General features: G+C 36.0%; 20 protein-coding genes. 8 read left to right on the forward strand and 12 right to left on the reverse strand.

What is annotated here, in order from left to right:
- Positions 1-5: 5 nt before the first annotated feature.
- From EG339_RS19280 to EG339_RS19290, 3 genes are all read right to left on the reverse strand, one after another.
- Complete coding sequence (locus tag EG339_RS19280) at positions 6-1,373, reverse strand: TolC family protein (RefSeq protein ID WP_123871528.1); 1,368 nt, start codon at positions 1,371-1,373, stop codon at positions 6-8.
- A gap of 87 nt (positions 1,374-1,460) precedes the next feature.
- The gene (locus EG339_RS19285) at positions 1,461-2,054 is read right to left on the reverse strand and encodes a TetR/AcrR family transcriptional regulator (RefSeq protein ID WP_123871529.1); all 594 of its coding nucleotides are present in this window, start codon (positions 2,052-2,054) and stop codon (positions 1,461-1,463) included.
- A gap of 226 nt (positions 2,055-2,280) precedes the next feature.
- Complete coding sequence (locus tag EG339_RS19290) at positions 2,281-3,108, reverse strand: CvfB family protein (protein WP_123871530.1); 828 nt, start codon at positions 3,106-3,108, stop codon at positions 2,281-2,283.
- Positions 3,109-3,236: 128 nt separating this feature from the next.
- Between EG339_RS19290 and EG339_RS19295 the strand changes: the two genes are divergently transcribed.
- The gene (locus EG339_RS19295) at positions 3,237-3,683 is read left to right on the forward strand and encodes a hypothetical protein (protein WP_123871531.1); all 447 of its coding nucleotides are present in this window, start codon (positions 3,237-3,239) and stop codon (positions 3,681-3,683) included.
- Between the two features lie 322 nt (positions 3,684-4,005).
- Here EG339_RS19295 and lpdA read toward each other — a convergent pair whose 3' ends face one another.
- From lpdA to recQ, 5 genes are all read right to left on the reverse strand, one after another.
- The gene (gene lpdA / locus EG339_RS19300; protein ID WP_123871532.1) at positions 4,006-5,409 is read right to left on the reverse strand and encodes a dihydrolipoyl dehydrogenase; all 1,404 of its coding nucleotides are present in this window, start codon (positions 5,407-5,409) and stop codon (positions 4,006-4,008) included.
- Positions 5,410-5,539: 130 nt separating this feature from the next.
- Positions 5,540-5,926: a cupin domain-containing protein gene (locus EG339_RS19305; RefSeq protein WP_123871533.1), complete on the reverse strand. Its 387-nt coding sequence runs from the start codon at positions 5,924-5,926 to the stop codon at positions 5,540-5,542.
- A gap of 31 nt (positions 5,927-5,957) precedes the next feature.
- Positions 5,958-6,302 carry a hypothetical protein gene (locus tag EG339_RS19310; RefSeq protein WP_123871534.1) on the reverse strand — a complete coding sequence of 115 codons (345 nt, stop codon included), beginning with the start codon at positions 6,300-6,302 and terminating at the stop codon, positions 5,958-5,960.
- Between the two features lie 63 nt (positions 6,303-6,365).
- Positions 6,366-7,445 carry a glycosyltransferase gene (locus EG339_RS19315; RefSeq protein ID WP_123871535.1) on the reverse strand — a complete coding sequence of 360 codons (1,080 nt, stop codon included), beginning with the start codon at positions 7,443-7,445 and terminating at the stop codon, positions 6,366-6,368.
- Between the two features lie 445 nt (positions 7,446-7,890).
- Positions 7,891-10,095, reverse strand: a complete 2,205-nt coding sequence (recQ, locus tag EG339_RS19320; protein WP_123871536.1) for a DNA helicase RecQ — start codon at positions 10,093-10,095, stop codon at positions 7,891-7,893.
- Positions 10,096-10,253: 158 nt separating this feature from the next.
- Here recQ and EG339_RS19325 point away from each other — a divergent pair, with 158 nt between their 5' ends.
- The 7 genes from EG339_RS19325 to EG339_RS19355 all read left to right on the forward strand — a co-directional run bounded on the left by EG339_RS19325 (position 10,254) and on the right by EG339_RS19355 (position 20,644).
- Entirely contained in the window at positions 10,254-11,213 is a 960-nt protein-coding gene (locus tag EG339_RS19325) for a KpsF/GutQ family sugar-phosphate isomerase (RefSeq protein ID WP_123871537.1), read from the forward strand.
- Positions 11,214-11,228: 15 nt separating this feature from the next.
- Positions 11,229-11,789 (forward strand): Crp/Fnr family transcriptional regulator, encoded by a 561-nt coding sequence (locus EG339_RS19330; RefSeq protein WP_123871538.1) that lies wholly within the window; start codon positions 11,229-11,231, stop codon positions 11,787-11,789.
- A 101-nt stretch (positions 11,790-11,890) separates the two neighbouring features.
- Positions 11,891-12,577: a type 1 glutamine amidotransferase domain-containing protein gene (locus EG339_RS19335; protein ID WP_123871539.1), complete on the forward strand. Its 687-nt coding sequence runs from the start codon at positions 11,891-11,893 to the stop codon at positions 12,575-12,577.
- A 203-nt stretch (positions 12,578-12,780) separates the two neighbouring features.
- The gene (gene tatC / locus EG339_RS19340) at positions 12,781-13,608 is read left to right on the forward strand and encodes a twin-arginine translocase subunit TatC (RefSeq protein WP_123871540.1); all 828 of its coding nucleotides are present in this window, start codon (positions 12,781-12,783) and stop codon (positions 13,606-13,608) included.
- A gap of 282 nt (positions 13,609-13,890) precedes the next feature.
- Positions 13,891-16,878, forward strand: a complete 2,988-nt coding sequence (locus EG339_RS19345) for a reprolysin-like metallopeptidase (RefSeq protein WP_123871541.1) — start codon at positions 13,891-13,893, stop codon at positions 16,876-16,878.
- A 142-nt stretch (positions 16,879-17,020) separates the two neighbouring features.
- Positions 17,021-18,652: a M1 family metallopeptidase gene (locus tag EG339_RS19350; RefSeq protein WP_123871542.1), complete on the forward strand. Its 1,632-nt coding sequence runs from the start codon at positions 17,021-17,023 to the stop codon at positions 18,650-18,652.
- Positions 18,653-18,787: 135 nt separating this feature from the next.
- Positions 18,788-20,644, forward strand: a complete 1,857-nt coding sequence (locus EG339_RS19355) for a M61 family metallopeptidase (RefSeq protein ID WP_123871543.1) — start codon at positions 18,788-18,790, stop codon at positions 20,642-20,644.
- Positions 20,645-20,851: 207 nt separating this feature from the next.
- Here EG339_RS19355 and EG339_RS19360 read toward each other — a convergent pair whose 3' ends face one another.
- The 4 genes from EG339_RS19360 to pepE all read right to left on the reverse strand — a co-directional run bounded on the left by EG339_RS19360 (position 20,852) and on the right by pepE (position 25,076).
- Entirely contained in the window at positions 20,852-22,018 is a 1,167-nt protein-coding gene (locus EG339_RS19360) for a sensor histidine kinase (RefSeq protein WP_123871544.1), read from the reverse strand.
- A gap of 6 nt (positions 22,019-22,024) precedes the next feature.
- Complete coding sequence (dacB, locus tag EG339_RS19365; protein ID WP_123871545.1) at positions 22,025-23,398, reverse strand: D-alanyl-D-alanine carboxypeptidase/D-alanyl-D-alanine endopeptidase; 1,374 nt, start codon at positions 23,396-23,398, stop codon at positions 22,025-22,027.
- A 122-nt stretch (positions 23,399-23,520) separates the two neighbouring features.
- Positions 23,521-24,384 carry a hypothetical protein gene (locus tag EG339_RS19370; RefSeq protein WP_123871546.1) on the reverse strand — a complete coding sequence of 288 codons (864 nt, stop codon included), beginning with the start codon at positions 24,382-24,384 and terminating at the stop codon, positions 23,521-23,523.
- On the reverse strand, positions 24,384-25,076 hold the full coding sequence (gene pepE / locus EG339_RS19375; protein WP_123871547.1) for a dipeptidase PepE: 693 nt from the start codon (positions 25,074-25,076) through the stop codon (positions 24,384-24,386). The genes EG339_RS19370 and pepE overlap by 1 nt, the downstream gene beginning before the upstream one ends.
- Positions 25,077-25,191 lie beyond the last annotated feature (115 nt).

Consider the following 25,191-nt stretch of genomic DNA (forward strand, 5'->3'; position numbering starts at 1 on the left):
GCTTATTATGGGTTTTGTAGTGTGTTTAATTCTCCTTTTGCTTTAATTACTTTGATTTCAGCCTGCTTATAGTCCAGTAATGCATTTGCATAATTCTGTTTAGCCTGCGTCAGAGCATTTTCAGTATCCAATACTTCTGTAAGTGTTGCTAAACCATACTGATAGTTAGACTGAGTATTTTTCTGTACTTTTTCTGCCAGGTCCACATTATCTTTCATGCTTTGAATATTGATTATTGCATTCTCCATATTGGAAACTGCATTTTTATAATCTAAACTCAAGTTCAGTTTTTGGTTCTGTATATCCTGATCCAGATCCTGAATATCGATTTCCGCCTGTTGAATCTGAGCTTTGGTAGCCCCTCCCATAAAAATCGGAATTTTAATCGCTAAACCAATGGAAGCATAGTCTCCCCAGTTCGTTCCCTGGCTTGATCCCGTAGCATAAGGAAACTTATTCCCTAGTCCCTGCCAACCGTAGTTTGCAGAAAGTCCTACCGTAGGATAAAGATTGGCAATAGTTGCTTTTTTGCTATATTCCAGAAGCTCTCTTTGTTTATTTAAAACTTTCAATTCAGAACGCGTCTCCAGATTTACATTGCTATCCAATAGCTGTGGATTCGGTACAATTGTTTTTTCTTCAAGTTCAATAGGGGTATCAATAGGAATTCCCATATAGAATTTCAGTGAATTTTTTGAAACTTCAACAGCATTAATTAATTGCTGCTTGTTTGAACCGATATTAGTAAGCTGAACATTGGTACGATCCAGGTCAATTGGCTTAGCAAGGCCATTATCTACCAAACTTTTGATGACGTTTCTTACCCTTTCCGTATTGGCATAGCTCTCTTCCACCGTTTTAAGATTCTCTTCCTGTACGAACACCTGATAATATGCAGTAGCAACATTCTCAATAATCTGCTCGTTGGTTAAATCCGAATTTAAAAGATAAAATTCTCTTGTAGATTTTGCTGCTTTAAGACCAATAAAAACTCTCTGATCAAAAACGTTCTGATTAAGAGTTACTACGTTTACAGATTGCCATTTTGTTCCAAAAGCAACAGGGATCAATTCACCAGGTTTACCTAAAATCTCCCCGGGAAGAACAGATTTTTGCAAAATAGGATTGTACGTATTGCTTATTGTTGCACTGATCTGAGGGAGAGCGCCGGCTCTGGCCTCATCAATCTTGTATTCGGCTTTTTTGACCTGTAAAGCAGCTTTTTTAGCTTCTGCCTTATTCTGGAGGGCCTGTTTGATTGCTTCCTGCAGGGAAACCTGCTGCTGGGCAGACACCAATGAAAAACCGAAAATCATAAATGCTGAAGCTATCCCAATTTTTAGCTTTGTAGCAGTTATACGTTTTCTATTCATAATTTTATACTTCGTTTATTTTTTTAATTCTTATCCTTGTTTTTATTTCTAACTGACGAATCATTTTAAGAAATACTTTAGATTTTTTTAATTTTTAAATAACATATTAATGATGATCTCTTTTCTTTCCGAAATAATCTTATCATATTGCTCATCATTAATCAGAAGATTCTCCATAAATAATGGTCTTATGGCACTTGGAAACACCAATAAGGAAACCATATTCAGAATGAACTGAACAGGAGCCATTTTTTCTATATTTCCCAGCTCCATTTCCTCTTTAATATCTTCATATAACTTATCTAAAATATCTTCTTCAATTTCCCTGTGGTGGCACGTTCCTTTATTAATCTGTGATACAATATAAGTTTCCAGATACGGATATTGAAGACTCGTAGAAAGGCTGCTTTCTATAAACTTACTGATCTTCTCTTTGAACGGAAGATCTGAATTCTGAATGATCTTTGATTTTTCCTGCTCTACTTTCTGTGCTTCATCAAAGATGATCTGAATTAGTTTGTCTCTTGACCGGAAGTAATAATTAATAAGAGTTCTATTTACACCTGCTTCATCTGCAATCTCCTGTGTAGTAGCATCAAATTTTCCTTTCACAAAGAATAATTTCTTCGCTGTCTCCTTAATCAATTCCTGTGTTTGGTCTTTTTTTGCTTGATTTGACATTTTTGTTAAACAAATTTGTGCAAATTTAAATGGAATTTTGTTTTTGACAAAATTGTTAAACAAAAAAATTAAACACAATTATTATGATTTACATCAGGTTTCAGTAATAAAGTTTGGAATTTTAAAATGGATTATTAGAACAGGGTATACCCTTGAGATCCTATTGTAAAGCAATGTAGAAATAGATATCAATAAAAAAAGAGCAGAAAATTCTGCTCTTTTTATTTTATAATAATTTTATTTTGTCGTCTGAGATATCGATGATTTTATCTTTATAAAGTCCGCCAATAGCTTTCTTGAAGTTCTTTTTACTCATCTGAAGCTCATCTTTGATCTCTTCAGGAGTAGATTTGTCTGAAACATACAGAAGTCCGTAATTCTCTTCCAGCTTGTCTAAAATCTTTTGTTTGAACTCATCAATGTTTTCAAATCCTTCCGGTTGTAGGGAAACGTCTATTTTCCCGTCTTCACGAATGGCTTTGATATATCCTTTCTCTTCAGACAATGGATACAACTTCTTGAAAACATCGGAAGCATATATCAAACCGATATATTTTTTATTGATAACCACATTCCATCCCAGCTCACTTTCATTCATCATGATAAGATCTACCTTATCTCCTTTTTTAAACGGAAGATCCTGATATTGCGGATTTCGTTTAAATTTAGTGGTTCCGGTAATCAGTTCCATATCTTCGTCTACATAAAGATAAACCAGGTATCTTTTCCCTTCAATAATCTTGGTTTTCTGTTGTTTGTATGGAACAAACAGATCCTTAATAATTCCCCAATCCATAAAAGCACCGCTTGGAAGGCTCTGTACACAGCTCATTACCGCAAACTCACCCACTTCTGCCAACGGAATTTCAGTGGTAGCTTTCAGTTTATCATCATCCTGATATACAAAAACCTCAATATATTCTCCAACTTCCTGTTCTTCACGAATGAAAATTTTAGGAAGAAAAGCTTTTTCACCGGATTCTTCGTCTATTAAGATCCATCCTGAATTGAGTTTTTCTGAAATTTGTAAATTTTGAGTTTTTCCGAGTTGCATTGATGATAAAATTAGCTGACAAAGGTACGGAAATTTGAAGATTATAACCTAGTGAATACTTTTAAGAATCATTTTTACCGTTATAAAAGCATTTAAAACCTGTACATTTGTATAGAAAAAACAAAAATATGAGAAAATATTTTGTCACAGCATTTCTTCTTTTCGCCTTTACTTCAAACGCTCAGCTATTGGATAAAACAGCCATTAACATAGCCTACCGCTATACAGGAAGAAATGTTTTACAGGCCGGAATGGAATTCAGATTTGGAGAATCCGCTTATAAATCTGTAATTATAGGACCTTCTGTCCTGTACACACGCATCAATGAAAACAATAAATTCATTCCGGAAGCGAATGTTTATTATATCAATAATGCATTATTATATGGTGCTTCTATTAATCAATATGCAATAGAACCCAGAATTGGTATTTCATTACTAAATGCTTTATTTCTAAATACAGGATATTCTTTTCCTATACACAAAGAAAAATATTTTAGAGGAATAACATTCGGAATTCAATTTAATATTGCACCTAATAACTCGAAATTTTATGATAAAATGAAAATCATGTAGGAACACTTTCAATATATTTTCCTTTTTACTATTCTATGCTTCAAGGTGGTTTAAAATTATTGCATTCGTGGCATTATAGACATATTTTAGCAGAGTACAATTTTATCGGAGATAAAATCTTTGCGCCTTAAACATCATACTATTAAAATTTTGTACTTTGTGACTCCAACAAATAAAAATTGCCATCATTGAGATTGCTTCACTTTGCCCGCAATGACTAAAATACCGATAGAGCTAAGGATATAGTTAAGGATAAACAAAAAAGAGAAGCAATTGCTTGCTCCTCTTTTACTATTTAAATGATTAAATCTTTAATCAGATATTACATGTGGATAGGTCTTTTTGCTGTAGCATCCAACGCAGCTTCTTTAATAGCTTCTGCATAAGTTGGGTGAGCGTGAGAGCTTCTTGCAATATCTTCAGCACTTGCACGGAATTCCATAGCAATTACCCCTTCAGCAATAAGGTCGGCAGCTCTTGCTCCTACAATGTGCATTCCTAAAACTTCATCAGTTTTTTCGTCTGCAATAATTTTAACAAGACCATCGATATCACCACTTGCACGGCTTCTTCCTAGAGCTCTCATTGGGAAAGAACCTACTTTGTAAGCTACTCCTTCTTCTTTTAACTGCTCTTCAGTTTTACCAACTCCTGCTACTTCCGGCCAAGTATAAACAACACCAGGAATTAAGTTGTAGTTGATGTGTGGTTTTTGCCCTGCTAAAGTTTCAGCAACAAAAACTCCTTCTTCTTCAGCTTTATGAGCAAGCATTGCACCTTTGATAACGTCTCCGATAGCATAGATGTTAGCAACGTTAGTCTGAAGGTGATCGTTTACCTTTACTCTTCCTCTTTCGTCTAATTCTACTCCTGCTTTTTCAAGACCAAGACCGTCTGTATAAGGTTTTCTACCTACAGAAACCAAGCAGTAATCTCCTTCTACTACTACTTCTTCTCCTTTTTTATCTTTAGCGGTAATCTTTACAGTATCTCCGTTTCTCTCCACTGCAGAAACTGCTGTAGAAAGCATAAACTTCATACCTTGCTTTTTAAGAACTTTAGTTAATTCTTTACTTAAAGCTCCGTCCATTCCAGGGATGATTTTATCCATGAACTCAACTACAGTTACCTGAGCTCCCAATCTTAAGTATACAGATCCTAATTCAAGACCGATAACTCCACCTCCGATTACTACTAAGTGCTTAGGAATTTCTTTAAGGTTCAAAGCTTCAGTAGAAGTAATTACTCTTTCTTTATCAAGAGAGATAAAAGGTAAAGTAGATGGTTTAGAACCTGTTGCAATGATGGTATATTTAGATTCAATAGTTTCAGAAGAACCGTCATTTTTAGTGATTTTGACCTGAGTAGCAGATTCAAAGCTTCCTACTCCTTCAAAAACCGTAATTTGATTTTTGCTCATCAGGTAGCTGATTCCATCTGTATTCTGCTTAATCACCTCGTTTTTACGCTCAATCATTCTTGCAAGATCCGCCTGAGGCTCGTTGATGATGATTCCGTGACCTGCAAAATTGTGTTTTGCATTTTCGAAATGTTCAGAGCTGTCAAGAAGCGCTTTTGACGGAATACATCCAACGTTAAGACAAGTTCCGCCTAAAGTTGAATATTTTTCAATAATTGCTGTTTTGAAACCTAACTGTGCTGCACGGATCGCAGCTACATAACCACCAGGACCAGAACCTATTACGGTAACATCGAATTGACTCATGTTATTTTATGAATTTGTTTATTATTATCTATCTTAATTCTCACAAATTTACATATAAATTACCAAGCACCAAAGTGAGTTTTATCAATTTTAAAAATGATAATTATATGATTTAGTTTTGTGAAAAGTGTTATTTTATGAGCTTAATATTTTCCTCACCGCCTTCCTTCAGATAAATGGCGGTAAAGACAAGGGGTTTTTCTGCAGATGCATTGTCAAAATGAAGAATTTTTACATTTTTAGGCTCATAAAAAGCATCGCCTTCGTGAAGGATCATTTTCTCCTGCCCTTCTATCTGAAAAACTGCTTCACCGGAATTTATTATCCCTAAAACAGGACAAGGATGGAGGTGTTCAGGCGCTCTTTTTCCTCCTGCCATTGTAATCTCCTGGATCTCCGTGGAATTTACTTTCTGCCCTATGGCAGCTTTTAACAGTTCTTTCCTGGAGATTTCCTTATTCTGAGCAAGCATAGCCACAGAATTCAGTATTAAAATAACAATTATAAATGGCTTCATGATTGCGATTTATTAAATCAATATAAAAATATTACACATTCAGCTTTCCATGTCCAATAGTACCTGTACTTTCAAAAAATGAACCTCCATATACATACCATTCAAGGCTTTCCAGATACTCCACTGCATTTTCCGGAGTTATCTGTGAGCGGTCTTTTTTCGAAACAATTCCTTTGTACCATCTTCCGGATTTGGTATAATGTTCATATTCCACAAAATAATGAATCCATATTCTTTGGCAGAGCTTACACTGTTGAATAGTTACTTCTCCATTCCTTCCATTGGTATGATCTACACCTAATTCTGAGCTTCTGTATTCAGTATATCTATAGTCAGGTTTTTCACACGCGCATCCTATTTGGGGGATTTTTTTCATTACTATTTATTTATCAGATTCCAAATCTAAGAAAATAATAATCCATAAGGCAAATACATTATACTACTTCACCAGATCCAGCAAAACTTTTTCGTACTTATCTAAAATGATATTCTTTGAAAATCTGGACTTAATGGAATTCTTAATAGCATCGCGGTTATAGTTCTCATGTGTTACTTTAATGATCTGCTGTGCAAAATCATCATAATTTTCAATATTGGCAATTTCGCCATTCACATTATGCTGAATGATTTCATTAATTCCTCCCGGGCAGTTATTGGCTAAGGAATAAGTTCCACAGGCTCCGGCTTCCAGAAGCACATTGGGAAAACCTTCATATCTTGAAGAAAGAACAAACAGATCCGCATATTTTAAAAACTGATAAGGATTTTCCTGTCTTCCATGGAAAATAACATTTTTTAATCCTAAAAACTCTTTCATCTGAAGCAGAACATCTTTATCTTTTCCATCACCCAGAATATGAAGCATGATATTTTCATTTTTGAGCCTTGAAAATACTTTCAACAGATTGTCAAAACCTTTTCTGGCTGATAAATTGCCAATGGCAACCACGTTCTTATAATTATATTTAAAACTTTCTGGTTTTAATGAAACGCTCAGCTTTTCATTAATAAAATCAAAATCTACAGGATTATTGATCTTAACAATTTTCTTCTTTTTAATATTAAAATTATCAATTAAATCCTTCATCATATCATCGCTTTGTGCAATGATTTTCTGATAATTATTGTAAAAATTATAGAAAAACTTGATTTCCTTTCTGGTAACATGCTGAGTAACTACATTCGTCTCCCTGGCAATGAATTTTGTTCTTGGGAAAAGCTTGATAAATAAAGATAAGTAAGCATTTACTTCTCCAAAACCTGAAAATACAATATCAGGTCTTCTTCTGTAGATCTCTCTTAAAATAGGTTTCAGGGAATGTCTTATTCTCTCTGTATTGATATCGATGATTTCAACATCTTTTTTCAGGAAATTTAAATATCCGCCCTGCTTACGTAACAGCAAAATCTTAGGCTCAAAAAGATCCCTGGAAAGATGATTTGCTATAGTGGTAACTATTCTTTCTGCGCCCCCGGTTTCTAAGTCCGGCAGAATAAATATGACAGAAATTTTTTTCATCAGTTAAAGTTAGTAAAAAGTTTTGTTATCTTTCAAATATTGGAGCACTGAAGATTTTCTATACTAGACCTAGCAGTCATTGTGAACACGGCAAAGCAATCTTAATGATGAAAATTTTATTTGTTGGAATCGCAAAGACGCAAAAAATTTTCATAATATAATGTTTTAAGGCGCAAAGATTTTATCTTCGATAAAACTGTATTCTGCTAAAATAGGTTCATAATGCCACGAATTCATGAATAATTTTACTTGCGTAAATTTTCTACATGATATTTTTTTAAACATATATAAATACATTTCCTTGCTGAGAATCTTTGATTCTCTTGCGCCTTAAAACCACCAATATTATTCTTCCTTGCGTCCTTGCGTTTTTCAACTAATTCTTCATAAAAGAAGAAGTTCTTCTGTGGAAGAACTTCTTTATATTTATTGTTTAATATACTAATTAGTTAGCAACGTCACTGATAAATTTAATTCTCAGCATTCTTACTTCTTCATCAGACAATTCATCTCCGAATTCATCCAATAGGATCTTCATGCTGTCACTTTCAGATTCGTTCATGAATTCCATGAAACCATCTACAATATCTTCGTCAAAGTTATCTTCGATATAGTAATCGATATTCAATTTTGTACCCTGATAAACAATTCTTTCCATTTCCTTAAGAAGTTCATCCATAGAAAGATTTTTCGCTCTTGCAATATCTTCAAGGTCGATCTTTTTATCAGTACTTTGGATAATGAAAACTTTGTGGCTGGATTTGTTGGCCACCTGCTTCAGGACCATATCCTGAGTACGTTCTATATTATTGTCTTCAACATAAGTTTTAATGTAGTCAGCGAATTCTTTGCCATATTTTTTGGCTTTCCCTTCTCCTACTCCATAAATTTTATTGATTTCATCTACGGTAATCGGATATTGAACCGTCATATCCTCCAAACTCGGATCCATAAATACTGTATAAGGTGGAATACCGTGTTTTTTGGCTACTTTTTTTCTTAAATCCTTTAATAGATTAAACAGTTTCTGGTCTAAACCTCCTCCGGCTTGCTGCTGCAGCTGATCGCTATCTGCTTTAGCCTGTGTAAGATCAAATTCCCGGTCTTCAGCAATTAAGAAAACATCCTTAGATTTACCATCCAATACTTTCCTTCCTTTTTCTGCAATTTTTAAGACCCCGTATGTTTCAATATCTTTCTGTAAGAAATTCTGAACAGTTGCCTGTCTCAGAATAGTTTTCCAATAATTGTCTTTTTCCTCTTTACCAAACCCAAAATGAGGGTTCTGTTCAAGTTTATAAGACTTGGTTACGGCGGTTTCTTTACCTACAATAACAGAAATAAGATCTTTTGCTTTGAACTTTTCTCCTGTATCTTTAATCAGTTCAAGAGCTTTCGTTAAATCTGCCGTAGCATCTTTTAGTTTTGGAGGATTGGATGAATTATCACACATCTTTGCGCCATCTCCTTTCACAGGATCAAAGCTTTCTCCGAAATAATAAAGAATATACTGTCTTCGGCTCATAGAGGTCTCAGCATAGCCTACTACTTCATTTAAAAGCTGTAGTCCGATTTCTCTTTCGGATACAGGCTTCTGAGCCAGGAATTTTTCCAGTTTTTCAATATCTTTAGGATCATAGAATGCAAGGCAATGGCCTTCGCCGCCGTCTCTTCCCGCTCTTCCGGTTTCCTGATAATAGCTTTCCAATGATTTAGGGAAATCATAGTGGATCACAAAACGTACATCCGGCTTATCAATTCCCATTCCGAAAGCAATGGTGGCTACAATTACATCCACCTCTTCCATCAGGAACTTATCCTGATTAGCAACTCTCACCTTCTGATCCAGACCTGCATGGTAAGGAAGGGCATTGATCCCGTTAACCTGCAGAAGCTGTGCGAATTCCTCCACTTTCCTTCTGCTCAGACAATAGACAATTCCTGATTTTCCTTTATGCTGATTGATAAATTTAACGATCTCCTTGTCTATATTAATTTTAGGACATACCTCATAATATAGATTCGGACGGTTAAAGCTTTCTTTAAAGACCAAGGCATTGGTCATTCCTAAAGTTTTCTGAATATCATCCTGCACCTTCGGCGTAGCTGTAGCCGTAAGGGCAATCACCGGTACATTGGCAATCTTATCAATAATCTGTTTAAGATTTCTGTATTCCGGTCTGAAATCATGTCCCCACTCTGAAATACAGTGAGCCTCATCAATAGCAAAGAAAGAAATCTTAACTTCTTTTAAAAAGTCCAGATAATCATCTTTAATCAATGATTCAGGAGCAACATACAAAAGCTTGGTTTTTCCGCTTTTAATATCGTCAAAAACCTGTTTTGTCTGTGTCTTGTTTAATGATGAATTTAATACATGCGCTACCCCATCATCGGATGACAGTCCGTTTACGGCATCCACCTGATTCTTCATTAACGCTATTAAAGGTGAAACAACAATGGCTGTTCCCTCCGAAATAAGTGCCGGAAGCTGATAACATAATGATTTACCACCACCTGTAGGCATCAAAACAAATATATCCTTCCCATTTAATAGGTTTTCTATAATCTGTTCCTGCTGTCCCTTAAATGTAGAAAACCCAAAATACTTTTTCAATTCGCCTGATAAATTGGCTTTTTTTGCGCTCATCTAATTTTCTATTGCTAAATTTGCATCTAACCCAAAGTTATAAAAATTCTGCTTAAAATAAAAGCGAACGAATTTATAAAAAATAAAATTTATATTAAATATTGTTTTTAAAATATAACGTTTTTTGAAAACTTTTTTGTATACCTTATTATCATAAAATGGATAGAACCAACATCATATCAATTGCTAAAAGTACTTTAGAAATTGAAATTTCAGAATTAGAAAAACTAAAAAACAGGATTGGCGACCAATTTGCCCAGGCAGTAGAAATTATTCACTCTGCAAAAGGAAAACTTATTGTAGTAGGAATTGGAAAATCTGCTCATGTAGGTAACAAAATTGTTGCTACCCTGAATTCTACCGGTACTCCATCACAATTTCTGCATGCTTCGGAAGCTATTCATGGTGATCTGGGGGTGATCCAGAAACAGGATGTGGTTCTTTGCATCTCCAATTCCGGAAATTCTCCTGAAATAGCTAATCTTGTCCCCTATTTAAAGGATTACTCTTCTGCATTAATTGGAATGACAGGAAACAAGAACAGTAAACTGGCGGAATTTTCAGAAATTATTCTGGACACTCATGTTGATGTAGAGGCGTGCCCTAATAAACTGGCTCCTACAAGTTCTACTACAATTCAAATGGCACTGGGAGATGCTCTTGCAGTAGCCTTAATGGAACTGAATGATTTCAAAGCGAATGATTTCGCTAAATTTCACCCTGGAGGAAGCCTGGGGAAAAACCTGACATCAAAAGTTGAGCAGTTCCTGTCTTCACAAAAACCTCAGGTTTCAGAAGATGCCCCTATAAGAGATGTTATTATTTCCATCAGCGCATCAAGCCACGGAATTACTGTTGTTACCAATGAAGATCAGATTATTGGAGTGATTACTGATGGTGATTTGAGAAGAATGCTGATGAAAGGGGAAGATATCACTAAAGTTCTTGCTAAAGATATTATGTCTGCTCATCCAAGAACTGTTGAAAAGGATGCACTAGCCAAAGAAGCTATGAAAATCTTAAAAGACAATAATATCGGGCAGCTTGTGGTGACTGAAAACGGAAAATATTTCGGGATCATTGATCTGCATAAGTTGCTTGATGAAGGAATCAATTAATTCTTGACTGTCAGAATGAGTCATTTTCTAAAAGAGCATATTCAGGAAATCGTTCCCCTTTCGGATGATGAATTTGAAGTTATTCAAAGTTTTTTTGTAAAAAAAAGATTCAGGAAAAGGCAGTTCCTGATACAGGAATATCAGCCTGTTCATGAAATTTTTCTGATAGAAAAAGGAATTCTCAAAAGCAGTTTTATAGATAATACCGGAAAAGAACATATTCTTCAGTTTGCCGCTTCTAACTGGTGGATTTCAGATTTTGCCGCTTTTTTCAAACAGGAGACCTCATCTTTAGCTGTTGATTGTATTGAAGATACTGAGGTGCATGCTGTATCTTATGAAGATTTAAATACTCTGTGTTCAAAAGTTTCTGTGATGGAACATTTCTTCAGAGTAAAGTCAAATTTCGGGTATGTTGCCTTACAGCAGAGGATCCTTTCACTAATGAGCAAATCTGCCAAAGAGCGTTATGAAGATTTTATTAAACAGTATCCCGGTTTTAAGGATCATATTCCGAAACAGCTTATTGCAAGCTACCTGGGAGTTTCAAGAGAAACGTTAAGCCGATTATATTAATAAGGATGTGACCTGTGTCACATCTTTTTTTTGCGGTAGATCCTTATATTAACTCTGTAAAAAAACCAACCTTTGTACTATAATTTTAAACAATAATACCAATGAAAAAGAAAGCATTAATCGTAGTGACAAGTGTGGAAAAATACCCTGATATGGAAAGAGCAACAGGCTTATGGCTGGGTGAAGCAGTTCATTTTTATGAAAAACTGGAAGAACAGGGTTATGAGATAGATTTTGTAAGTCCAAAAGGAGGTTATACCCCGCTTGACCCTATTTCTCTGCAAATGTTTGTACAACCTGTAGACTGGAGGTATTATGCTGATGAAACATTCAGAAATAAATTGGGAAATGCTTTAACGCCCAATGATATTGATCCTAAAGATTATAGTATCATTTACTATGCAGGCGGACATGGTGTAGTCTGGGATTTTCCAGACAATACAGAATTACAGGAGATAGCACGCAGCATTTATGAAAACGGAGGAATTGTATCTGCTGTATGCCACGGAGCTGTTGGACTTTTTAATGTTAAACTGTCTAATGGAAAACTTCTTATTGAAGGAAAAACAGTCACTGGTTTTTCAAATTCAGAAGAAATTGCGGCAGAACTGGCTGACCACATGCCTTATCTTACAGAAGATGTATTGAAAAGCAGGGGTGCCCATTATGTAAAAGCAGACCAGGATTTTATTCCTTTTGCAGTGGCAGACGGAAATCTGATAACAGGCCAAAATCCTCAATCCGGAGCTGCTGTGGCAGAAAAGGTATTGGAGATTCTGAAAAAATAACAGTAACTGGATATCATTATAACAGACAGCCTTTTGAGCTGTCTGTTTTTGTATCCGGGAGTGGGTTTATCAATATATCAACAATCTGTAACATTAAACTGAACAAATTCATGACTAATAAATTCTAAATACTGATTATTATTTCATAATTTCGCAGACTTAAACTGCTTACCTTTTACGGGTGGCATTTTGACAGATTCTATATGGACAATAACAAAGAGATGTCCTTTCTTGGACATATTGGAGAATTAAGAGGACATTTGGTCCGTTCAATTATTGCTATCATCGTTGCAGCCTTTGTAGTTGGTTTTAATATCAACTGGATTATGGACCATATCTTTTTTGGACCTACCCGAAATGATTTTCCTACGTTTAAAATCGTTAATCATTTTTCAAGGATGATCCTGGGAGAAGACAGCATTCACCTTCCGAAGGATTTCCCGGTACGTGTACAAAGATTATATCAGCAGTTCAACGTGATGATGGCAGTTTCAGTTTTTGGCGGAATGGTGGCTGCATTTCCTTACATCGTTTGGGAATTATGGCGTTTCATCAGCCCGGCTTTACATCCAAGAGAGAAAAAGAATTCCATTTATATTATTAATGCAGTATGGATGCTTTTTATGACCGGGGTCTTATGCGGATACTTTTTAATTCTTCCTTTTGCAGTAAACTTTGGGGTAATTTTTAAAATTTCAGATATTATTGTTCCCCTTTATGATCTGAGTGATTATACTACACTTTTTTTACAGGTAGTTTTAGGTATGGGCGTTATTTTCCTATTCCCTATTCTGATTTATTTCCTTACCAGCATCGGAATTCTTACTCCAGTATTTATGAAGACGTACCGCCGCCATGCTATCGTATTGATCATGGTAGTTGCAGCAATTATTACTCCGGCTGATGTATTAAGTATGCTGATGGCTGCTTTCCCATTATTGATCTTATATGAATTCAGTATCATGATGTGTACCTTCACTTATAAAAAAGTACAGAAAAGCAACGGAACCCTCCCTGCTGTACAGAAATAAAGCCACAAAGAACAATAGTTCATTACCATAAGATTAAATAAATGCCGATCTCCTAATCAGGAGATCGGCATTTACTTTTTTCATTGCATTTTCGTTTATTCTCTCCTATATATTCAATAAATAATGGTATAAATTAAGAGATTAATCACTCTTATAACCCATCTAAAATCGCCACAAATTCAAACAAATCTAAAAAAAGTAAATTTATATTCAATAAAACTAAAAATAAATAAAAACATTTATTATTTTTACAGGCATTAATTAAATTTATTAAAAAGTTATATGAAAAAGAAAATTATTCTTGTTTGCGCTTTAGCTTTAAGCTTGACTGGTTTACAGGCACAGCGCTGGTTGCCGGTGTCTGAAAAGGTTACACCTATAAGGAAAGAGGTCAAAATCGAATATGCTTATAAGTTTGATCTTGCTTCTTTGAGGGATGCTTTAAAAAATGCTCCGGAAGCAGGAACAGGCGGCGCTCCAATAGTTGTTTCTTTACCTACAGCTAATGGGAAAATTGAAAAATTTTCCGTTTACAGCTCTCCAACGGTTGCTAAATCAATGGCAGAGAGATATGAACTGGGAGCTTATTCCGGAGTAGGAGTAGACAATCCTAATAAGCAGATCAGATTTACTACGGCTCCTAATGACTTTCAATCAATGTTATTTGATGCTAACACTGGAAAATATGAATTCATAGAGCCCATGAATAAGGAAAAGGATATTTATGGCGTATTCTATAAATCTGACAGATCAAGTGAAGATCCTTTTGAATGTAAAGTTTCTGAACCTGAAGCTTTAAAAAAGCAAATGGCTAAACTGACGAGCACAAAAAATGTTCTGAACGGCTTTAAAAATCCTAATAAAAATAACCAGCAGCAATACAGAACCTACAGAATTGCAATCTCCGTAAATGGTGAATATACTCAACTTGCAGGAGGTGTTCCTCAGGCAGCAGCACGTATCAATGCTACAATGCACAGAGTAAACGGAGTCTTTGAGAAGGATTTTGGTATCCATATGATTGTTCAGGACTTCCCTCAGGTAATATTTCCGGATCCTGCTACAGACCCTTATTCTGATGTTATAGTAAACACCAATCCAACTACGGGAGCAGTATCATACAGCGCTCCTGCAGCATGGAATCTACAGGTTCAGCAAACACTGAGCAATACAGCAGGTATAGGAAACGATGCTTATGACATAGGACACTTCTTTGGCCACAGAGGCGGCGGAGGTAGTGCCGGTGACGTAGGTAACGTATGCAGAAACCCGGAAAACAATGATGATGACACTTCAAAAGGAGCAGGAATTACCTCTCCTAATATTGTAGATCAGCCTTTTGGAGATACTTATGATATTGACTTCGTAGCTCATGAAATTGGACATCAGTTTGGTGCTGCCCATACCATGTCTATTGCTCTTCACGGAGCCCACATGGAACCTGGTTCAGGTTCTACAATTATGGGATATGCAGGTATTACCAGTTATAATGTTCAGATGAATTCTGATGCTTACTTCCATATAAAGAATATTGAAGAAGTAGCTGATTACACTAATTTTGTAACTTGTGGTACGATTACGCCTGTAAATAATACACCACCTGTAGTACAGCCAATGGCAAGCAGAATGATTCCAAAAGGAACTCCATTTATCTTAACTGCTTCAGCAACGGACGCACAAAACGATCCGATTACCTACACATGGGAGCAGTATGATCTTACTGCAAGCGCCTTTGGATTTGTAAGTGCAACCCGAAATAACGGTGCTAATTTCAGATCAATAATGCCTACTACTTCCCCAACACGTTATTTCCCTAAGTTATCAAATGTTCTTAACAATACTCCAAGTAATACCTCTTGGGAAACAGTATCCAATGTACCTAGAACATTAAATTTCATGGTAACAGCAAGAGATAATAACCCTAACTTCAACCAGCAGCAGACACAAAGCAGCCTGATGAAAGTGGATGTAGGGAATGAAGGACCTTTCAAAGTAACTTCAACTACCGTTTACAAAAATACTCCGGCAGCAATCACCTGGGACGTAGTAAATACAAATAACGCTCCGTATAATGTACAGAATGTTAAAATAGATTACACTACGGATAATGGTGCTACATGGAATGTTATTACACCTTCCACACCAAATGACGGAGCTGAACCATTTGCATTTAATTCATTGGCAACCGGATCTACTGTAAAGATCAGAGTAAGTGCTATTGATCACATTTTCTATGCTATAGGAACTGCTACAGTTGCTGATGCTTCCGGTGCTTGTACTACAACTGCTCCAACAGGAATTACAGTAACGGGAATTACAAGAAACTCAGCCAGTGTAAGATGGAATGCCCAACAAGATGCTGCCTACACTTTACAATACAGAAAAACAGGTACAGCAACATGGACTACAGTTCCTGTAACAACAAACTCTTATAATATTTCTAACCTTACTGAAGCTACTCAATACGAAGTACAAATAGCTAGTAAATGTGGTGTAGTACTTGGAGATTTCTCAGCGTCTTCTAACTTTACAACCGCTTCTCTTACTAAATGTACACCTACAGTTACTGGAGGTGCAAACGCCAATATTGCCGGATTTATTTCAAATGTTACAGTAACCGGAACAGGAATGAACCCTGTTTCCAATACTTCTAATGCAGATTTATATACTGATTATACTACAGATCCTACAAAACTGATCACCCTTAAAGCCGGATCTGCAGGAAATTCAATCAGTATTACCAAATCATGGCCTACTACAAGTCAGTATTACAGTGGGGTAACTGCATGGATCGACTTTAACAGAGATGGTTTCTTCTCTAGTTCTGAAATTATTTATGCTAGTGAGGCTAATTCTCTTCCTCTTGCATCAGGAATGTTCTCTGTACCTACAGATGCTTATACTGGTGGAAACGTAACTATGAGAGTTGCCTATTCATATGCTCAGGCACCTAGCAGTGCATGTAGTAATGTTCAGTATGGTGAATTTGAAGATTATCCTGTAACAATTCAGGCACAGCTTTCTACAAGCGATGTAGTTAAAGACAAAGCTTCTATCCAGATCTTCCCTAACCCGGCAAGTGATGTATTGAATGTAACTCAGGTTTCTTCTAAAGCACAATTCTCAATCACGAATATGGCAGGACAGAAAGTAATGAGCGGTCAGATCTCAGATAACAAGATCTCTGTTTCAAGACTGAGTACCGGAGCTTATATTATTTCAATTGAAGATAAGGGAACTACTTCAAATCTGAAATTTATTAAAAAATAAGAAATTCCAATTTATATTACAGCCCGGCTAATGCCGGGCTTTTTTTATAGATGGCAGATAATTAATTGGTATTTTAATCCGATCTTTACCCGGCTGTTGATTTAATTTTATACTTTTGAAAAGATTATTAATTTAATTTTACATGAAAAAGCTGTCATATACACTTTTACTGGTTTCCGGGCTTGCTTTCGGGCAGTTCTTTGAAAAAGATAAGGTTTATACTAAACAAGATACATTGAAAGGTTCCAATACTCCATTCAGAGACTTTTGGGATGTTAAGAAATACAATTTTTCCGTAGAACCTGATTTTGAGCAGAAAAGCATTAAAGGAACAAACAGGATTAGCCTTGAGATTATAAAGGATGTCACCAATCCTATATTTCAGATTGATCTTCAGCAGCCAATGAAGGCCGGGAAGATTACGGCAAGCTTTCCTATAGCCAGTTCTAAGCAGGATGGAGATTTTATCTTTATCACTACAAAGAAAAGATTCAAAAAGGGTGAAAAATATACTATTGATGTGGATTATTCCGGAAATCCACATATTGCAAAGAATGCGCCCTGGGATGGCGGATGGGTTTTTACTAAAGATAAAAGCGGAAATCCATGGATGAGCCCAGCCGTTCAGGGAATCGGGTCTTCTATATGGCTTCCTACTAAAGACATCTGGAGCGATGAACCGGATAATGGCATTATCATGAAAATCATTACCCCGAATGACCTTGTAGGGGTTGGAAACGGAAGATTGATTGATCAAAAAAACAATGGAAACAAAACAACCTATACCTGGGAAGTGAAAAATCCTATCAACGATTATTCCATCATCCCGAATATAGGTAAATATGTTAATTTTAAAGATACTTTTAACGGGGAAAAAGGCAAACTGGACCTGGATTACTGGGTACTTGACTATAATCTTGAGAAAGCGAAGAAGCAATTTGAACAGGTAAAACCAATGCTTTCCGCCTTCGAATATTGGTTTGGTCCTTATCCTTTCTATGAAGATTCTTATAAACTGGTAGACTCTCCGTACCTGGGAATGGAACATCAAAGTAATGTTGCCTATGGAAATGACTATCAAAACGGTTATCGTGGAAAAGACCTCTCAGGAACAGGAATCGGGCTGAAATGGGATTATATCATCATCCACGAAAGCGGCCATGAATGGTTTGCCAACAATATCACCGCAAAAGATCAGGCAGATATGTGGATCCATGAGAGCTTCACTATGTATTCGGAAGTCCTTTTTACAGAAAATTACCTGGATAAGAAATCAGCAGATCTCTATATGATAGGTCTTAGAGGAAAAATTAATAATGATGTTCCTATTATCGGAAAATATGGGGTGAGAAATGAAGGAAGCGGCGATATGTACCCCAAAGGAGCCAACATGATCCATACGATAAGACAGGTTATTAATAATGATGAGAAATTCAGACAGATCTTAAGAGGATTAGGTAAAGATTTCTATCATCAGACCGTTACCACAAAGCAGATTGAAGATTACATTTCAGCAAAATCGGGTATTGATTTCTCTACTGTTTTTGATCAGTATCTGAGAACCATCAATATCCCTACTCTTGAATATACTCAAAATGGAGATACATTGAAGTTCAGATATACAAATGTTGTGAAAAGCCTGAAACTTCCGATCATTATCAATGGAGATCAGACCATCAATCCAACAGAAGAATGGCAGACGATAAAACTTAAGAAAAGTACCCCGGTTGAATTGAATAAGAATTATTATATTAATTATCTGAGTGTTCAATAATAAGTAAGAAAAAGCAAACCTGCAAATTCACAGGTTTGCTTTTTTGTTTTATTAAAAATTTTAAGAAAAGTTTAATACTCTATCCGGTAACAAAATGGAAAAATAAACAACTATTTAACTATAAATTTAAACCTAATGAGAAAAACAGCACTTAGCTTAGGACTTTTCGCCGCTTTTTTAGCGAATGCCCAGTCTATAAAAACCACTATTGACCTCGTTAATGTAAAAGATGATAAAGTAGCCGTTACGATGGAATTTCCGAAAATGAAATCGGGAGATATTAAATTTCATTTTCCTAAAACGGTTCCCGGTACTTATTCTGTAGATGATTACGGAAGATTTATAGAAGGCATTAAGTTTTATGACAATAAAGGAAAGGAATTAGCCTTCACAAAAGTTAATGACAACAGTTATTCATTGAAAAATGCTCAAAACCTGAGCAAGATCTCTTATCTTGTGAATGACAGTTTTGATGAAGAAATGGATACTTCAAAACATAAAGCTGTATTTTCCCCTTCAGGAACTGATATTGAAGCAGGAAAAGTATATATGATCAATACCCATGGCTTTATCGGGTATATTGAGAACATGCAGGATGTACCTTATCAGCTTATTATTCAAAAACCCACTGATTTCTACGGAACAACAGCTTTGGTAGATCAGGATAAATCAGAATCTACAGATACCTATACGCTTGCCAATTATGCAAAAGTAACCGACTCTCCGTTGATGTATACCAAACCGGATTACATTACCTTCAATGCAGGAGGAATGGACCTTGTTTTAGGAGTTTACTCTCCAACGGGAAAATATAAGGCTTCAGATTTCAAAGATAATCTTGAAAAAATGGTAGTGGCACAAAAGAAATTCCTTGGGGATATGAATACCAATAAAAAGTATGCAATTATGCTTTACTTATCAGGTGGTGATGGTCCTATGATAAAAGGTTTCGGAGCATTGGAGCACCATGAATCTACCAGTGTAGTTCTTCCTGAAGCCATGCCTAAGGATGCTATTGACCAAACTATTACAGATGTGGTTTCTCATGAATTCTTCCATACTGTTAATCCTCTGAAAACCCATTCTGAAGAAATCCATTATTTTAATTATGCAGATCCGAAAATGTCTCAGCATTTATGGATGTACGAAGGCGGGACGGAATATTTTGCCAACTTATTCCAGATTCAGGAGGGGCTTATTAACAAGGATGAATTCCTTAAAAGAATTGGAGAAAAAATCACCAACTCCAAAAATTATAATGATACCATGCCGTTTACGGTAATGAGCAAAAATGTATTGCAGGACCAATACAAGGATCAATACAGAAATGTATACGAAAAAGGAGCCCTTCTGGCTATGTGTATGGATATTGAGCTGAGAAAACTTTCGAATGGGGAAATGGGTTACCGTGATATGATCAGGAAATTATCTCAAAGATTCGGGGAAAACAAACCGTTCAAAGATGATAAGCTGATTGATGAACTGGTAGCCGTTACAGGTTATCCTCAGATAAAGGATTTCTACAATAAATATATTGCGGGAAGCCAGCCTACACCTTATGCAGAATATCTGAATATGGTAGGTGTGGAAGTTCACAAACAGGAAACTGCGCCTATTTTCTGGTTTATTAAAGATCCAAACCAGACAGGATATGATGACAAGAATAAAGCATTGGCTTTTGATGACAATTCTGCTTTATCTCCATTCGCTAAAAGCATAGGGTTTAAAATTACCGATCAGGTGCTTGCTCTTGATGGAAAAGCTATTGACATTCAAAAAATACAGGACTTTATCGGATATACCAAAACGATCAAAGACGGACAGGATGTTACCGTAACCATTTTAAGAGACAATGCAGGTAAGAAAGAAAAAATGACACTTAAAGGAAAAGCTATTCTGGATAAATTAAGTATGGAAACGCTTCAGTTCAAAGCCAATCCAAGCCCGGAAGAACTTAAACTACAGAATCAGTGGTTAACGGGTAAAAAATAATAGAAAAGAGGCTGTTTTTGAGACAGCCTCTTTTTTATGCTATAAATAAAGCACAATACCGTTCGTATAAAGTTTTGGCTGAAGCCAATGGATTGGGTATAAAATTAAAAGACGGGCTAAAGCCCGTCCCTATGAATGTTTTACAAATTTTGTCTATTGATAAATAGATTATCGGCCAATCTTTAAAATCTTAGATCTATGATGACGCTAAACCTTTTTAATCGTAATTCTGAATGTAGTCCCCTTTCCAACTTCTGTCTGGGAAATTTTAATATCTCCGTTGTGATATTCGTGGATAACCCTTTGGGCCAGTGATAATCCCAGTCCCCAACCTCTTTTCTTGGTAGAATATCCGGGCTTAAAGGCATTTCTGGCCTGTTGACTTGTCATTCCACTTCCATTATCTTTTACTTCAATCAGTATATTTTTATTCCTTTCAAAGACGGACATCACAATAGCACCCTCCCCTTTCATTGCATCCACAGCATTTTTTACCAGGTTTTCAATAACCCAGCTCATCAGGATTTTATTATGCGGAACCAATACCTTATAAGCAGGAAGGTGAAGGGTAAAATCTACCTTTCCTGAAATTCTTGTTTTTAAATAATCATAATTCTCCTGGATTGTTTCATTGAAATCCATATCATTCAGCTCCGGAACAGAACCTATTTTTGAAAAACGTTCGGAAATGGTCCTCAGCCTTTCAATATCTTTTTCAATCTCATGTACGCCTTCGGAATCAGGATTTTCCAGCTTCATAATTTCCATCCAGCCAATCATGGAAGATAAAGGTGTTCCGATCTGATGTGCTGTTTCCTTTGCCAGCCCGGCCCAAAGATAACCTTCATCTGTCTTTTTAATGGTCTTAAAAAACCAGAAAGTAAATCCGAAATACAGCAGAATAAACAATCCTAGGATATAAGGCGAATATCTAAGGTTATTAAGCAGTCGGGAGTTGTCATAATACACGAACTGGTTATTCCCATCCGGAACCTTTATTTCGATCGGGTCATAGTTTTTCTCCATATTCATGATCAGATTATGGAGTTTTTGCGGACTTTTGATGGTGCTTTCAGGAATATTCCGATAATATCCCAGATCAAGGATGGGTTTTTTATACTTATCCGTTACAATAAACGGAATGGTGTTGTTAATATTAAGGATTTCAGGTAACAGATCCAGCACATCGGTATCAGGAGATTTTACCTCCTGCTGTATCCTGATAGCTTTGGAAAGCAGATTAATCCTTTTAATCTCCTCTTTCCGGAGGAAATTAATCAATGCTGTAGAAGACACTACAATGGCGATTACCAAAGTGGTCATTACAACAAAAATGATCCAGTTATTCAGTCTGGTTAATATAGATTTCCTCAAGGTTATTTATTTTAAAACAGTAAGAATTTTCTGCAGTTCTGCACTTCCGCTCCCCTGGTAATTATTGATAATAATTGAAAACACATACTTTTTCCCATCCTTTGAAGTATGATAGCCAGCAAAAGATTTGGTATCCCTCATTGTTCCGCTTTTCATTTTCATTCCATTGTCCTGAACTGGGAAGCCATCATAATAAGATTCAAACCAGGATTGTTTTTTAGCATATAAAAGTGCCTGTACTTCCGCTTTTGCTGCAACATAATTCTGTGGTGAAAGACCACTTCCATCCGCAAAATTGATCATGTTAGGGTTAATTCCTTTTGATTTCCAGAATTCCCTTAAATATGCTACTCCACTTTTGAAACTAGAGTTTCCTTTTTTCTCTTTTCCTAAAGTCTTCATAAGAGTTTCACCATAAAGATTAACACTTTTCCTCAAAAACCAATAAACTATTTTATCCAGTGTTGGAGATTGATAGGTAAGAATAATATTATTTTTAGGGGCTTCCAAAACCTGTTTCCCATCTAATTCAAGTTGTGAATTGGTAACCGCTTTCCCGGAAAGCTCAATACCGGACTCTTTTAGCCATTGCTTTACTTCTGCTGCCAGCTGTAAAGGTGGATTGGGTGTGGAACCTGAAACCGTTACTGTTTTTCCTCCGGGAAGCATTCCATTAATTAATGCAACATTAGAATGTGGTGCTGTAAAGATCAGACTTTGATCGGAACTGCCTCCCGTTTTCAGATCATTCAGCCATTTTACATTTTCCAGCGGATAGGAAAAGCTTTTAAAATCTGTTCCATTGATATTAATATCAAACTGGTTTTCTCTCCAGTTGATTCCCCAGACTCCTGCTCCGTAATAATTTCCCAGATCATCCCACGGCCATCCGCCCGGAATGGTCTGATGGTCAAAATAAGAATCATCAATCACCAGATCACCGGAAATCTTTGTAATTCCGGAATTCTTAATAGCCTCTATCAGTTTCTTTTTAAAACTCTCGGGTTTATAGGTTTCATACCTCCAGCTTCCCAGAGTAGGATCGCCATTGGAGCTGATGAAGAGATTCCCGTTCAGATTTCCTCCGGATATGCTTCCGGAATAGCTTGATGTAGTGGTATAGGTATAATTTTTCCCTAATGTTTCTAAAGCTGCACCTGCTGTAAATATTTTTTGGGTAGAAGCTGTAGAAAGCCCTTTACTTCCCTGATATTCATATATAAAATTACCATTTTCATCTGATACATAAAATGATAAACTGGAAGCAACCGCGCCTGAGGAATCCATAAGATCTTTGGTGGCCTTATCTAATTTCTGAGCCATATTCTGGGCTGAAACTATCTGTACAGAAAGTATGAGAACTGCAAGTGTTTTTTTCATTGCATTTTTTGTTTTTTTGTACTAAATTTTTGCTGTAAAACTGAAGCAATACCAACAATAGTTGTATAATTTGTATAGCAGTGTTTCAGATTCTGTTATTTAAAACTCTAACTCAAATATAGTTAAAATAAAAGCTTCTTATATTCCTCAAGATCATCAGGAGTGAAAAGGATCTGATGGCCGGAGGTTTTCTCAAATGAACGGTCATAATTAAAATACTCTTCATAGCCATCCTCGTCTATAAACATATCCATTTGGCATTCTTTTATATATTCGGACTTTTCTCCATAATCTTCCTTGTGATATTTATTGGCACCCCAAGATTCATTATTACAATGTAAACAGGATTTACCATATAGTGCTTTATGGCCACATACCTCACAATCTTTCAGATGGTCGAACAAATCTGAAATTCTGCTCTGCATATCTTCAGAAAACAAATGTAGAGGAACAATTCTTAAAAGCTTATAATAATTCGGTTCCTGATTGGAAAAAGAGAAATATTTGTCGGTACTGATCTGTTTTTTAGTGTAAAGTTTCAATTTTTTCAAATCAAACTCTACTTCCGCTTTCACAATATCTTTCAAGTTCAGAATAGCTTTCTGTTTATAAACAACATTCTGTTTTTCATCAATTTCCATGATGGGCTTCTGATCTATAAAATGATTAATACATAAGGTGGTTTCCCAGGAATTAATCATTCTCAGTTTTCCTTCATGGCCACAAATCTCACAAACCTTTTGAGAAAGTTGGGAATAGGTGTTGGTGACCTTTCCCAGCCTGGCATTCAATTCTTTATTCTCAGAATAAATATAACAACGTAATTCTCCAGAGTTCTCCTTGCCAAAGACATCATGGTCCATATTCCATCCTGCATCAACCAGTTCAGACAGCATTTTTCCGATCAGATCATTCCAACCGGTGCTGTTTACTGAAAAATTCTTCAGATTACGTTCTATAAAGCTGTTGATGTCTTGCCGCATCATTATAATGAGCTTCCTGCTTCTATTTCGTAAGGCTCTTTTCCTTTTTCAAAAATCCTGGTCAGTTCGCTTCCTTCCACCGTAATGGTATCATTGATTCTTCTGATCCAGTTTCCTTCTCTAAGGCCAACTACTTTAAGATCATTTTGGGTAAGGAATTCCATGATGCGGGTTTCCCTTGTTTCTCCGTTATGCTTTAAATCCGGATTCGGGTCAAGATAGTGTGGGTTGAGGTTGAACGGAACCAATCCCATACAGTCAAAACTTGGCGGGTAAACGATCGGCATATCGTTCGTTGTTTTCATATTCTGTCCACCGATATTACTTCCTGCGCTGCACCCAAGATATGGTTTTCCGCCGGTTACATTTTCTTTTAAAACAGACATCAGTCCTTCTTCATGTAACGTTTTCACCAATAAAAATGTGTTTCCACCTCCTGTGAAGAAACCTTTTGCCTGGTTTAAAGCTTCAATTTTATCGTTAAACTCATGAAGTCCTTTTACTTTTATGTTGATGGTTTGAAAAAATGCGCGGGCCTTTGCTGTATAATCATCATGGGAAATACCGCCGGGCCTTGCAAAAGGAACAAAAACAATCTCATCAATTCCTTTATATAACTGAATTAATTCTTCTCTTAAATATTCCAGATATTCTCCACCAAAAAGTGTAGAAGTAGAAGCTAATATAATATTCATAGGATATTTTGATTATAAAATAGACTTACAAAGATAGGTTCAAACACTAACGAATCAAAAATTAATCTAAAAAAAATAAGAATCCCGTTAATATTTTCTAAAAAAACTTAAAGCC

The organism is Chryseobacterium bernardetii (genome assembly GCF_003815975.1).
Classification (GTDB): domain Bacteria; phylum Bacteroidota; class Bacteroidia; order Flavobacteriales; family Weeksellaceae; genus Chryseobacterium; species Chryseobacterium bernardetii.

Bases quoted from the DNA above. Each gene is read 5' to 3' on its own strand.
- pepE (WP_123871547.1), bottom strand. From the start codon at position 25,076: ATGAATATTATATTAGCTTCTACTTCTACACTTTTTGGTGGAGAATAT.
- EG339_RS19335 (WP_123871539.1), top strand. From the start codon at position 11,891: ATGAAAAAGAAAGCATTAATCGTAGTGACAAGTGTGGAAAAATACCCT.
- EG339_RS19330 (WP_123871538.1), top strand. From the start codon at position 11,229: ATGAGTCATTTTCTAAAAGAGCATATTCAGGAAATCGTTCCCCTTTCG.
- EG339_RS19310 (WP_123871534.1), bottom strand. From the start codon at position 6,302: ATGAAAAAAATCCCCCAAATAGGATGCGCGTGTGAAAAACCTGACTAT.
- dacB (WP_123871545.1), bottom strand. From the start codon at position 23,398: ATGAAAAAAACACTTGCAGTTCTCATACTTTCTGTACAGATAGTTTCA.
- EG339_RS19295 (WP_123871531.1), top strand. From the start codon at position 3,237: ATGAGAAAATATTTTGTCACAGCATTTCTTCTTTTCGCCTTTACTTCA.
- EG339_RS19290 (WP_123871530.1), bottom strand. From the start codon at position 3,108: ATGCAACTCGGAAAAACTCAAAATTTACAAATTTCAGAAAAACTCAAT.
- EG339_RS19325 (WP_123871537.1), top strand. From the start codon at position 10,254: ATGGATAGAACCAACATCATATCAATTGCTAAAAGTACTTTAGAAATT.
- lpdA (WP_123871532.1), bottom strand. From the start codon at position 5,409: ATGAGTCAATTCGATGTTACCGTAATAGGTTCTGGTCCTGGTGGTTAT.
- EG339_RS19305 (WP_123871533.1), bottom strand. From the start codon at position 5,926: ATGAAGCCATTTATAATTGTTATTTTAATACTGAATTCTGTGGCTATG.
- EG339_RS19355 (WP_123871543.1), top strand. From the start codon at position 18,788: ATGAGAAAAACAGCACTTAGCTTAGGACTTTTCGCCGCTTTTTTAGCG.
- EG339_RS19280 (WP_123871528.1), bottom strand. From the start codon at position 1,373: ATGAATAGAAAACGTATAACTGCTACAAAGCTAAAAATTGGGATAGCT.
- EG339_RS19370 (WP_123871546.1), bottom strand. From the start codon at position 24,384: ATGATGCGGCAAGACATCAACAGCTTTATAGAACGTAATCTGAAGAAT.
- EG339_RS19285 (WP_123871529.1), bottom strand. From the start codon at position 2,054: ATGTCAAATCAAGCAAAAAAAGACCAAACACAGGAATTGATTAAGGAG.
- tatC (WP_123871540.1), top strand. From the start codon at position 12,781: ATGGACAATAACAAAGAGATGTCCTTTCTTGGACATATTGGAGAATTA.
- EG339_RS19350 (WP_123871542.1), top strand. From the start codon at position 17,021: ATGAAAAAGCTGTCATATACACTTTTACTGGTTTCCGGGCTTGCTTTC.
- EG339_RS19345 (WP_123871541.1), top strand. From the start codon at position 13,891: ATGAAAAAGAAAATTATTCTTGTTTGCGCTTTAGCTTTAAGCTTGACT.
- EG339_RS19315 (WP_123871535.1), bottom strand. From the start codon at position 7,445: ATGAAAAAAATTTCTGTCATATTTATTCTGCCGGACTTAGAAACCGGG.
- recQ (WP_123871536.1), bottom strand. From the start codon at position 10,095: ATGAGCGCAAAAAAAGCCAATTTATCAGGCGAATTGAAAAAGTATTTT.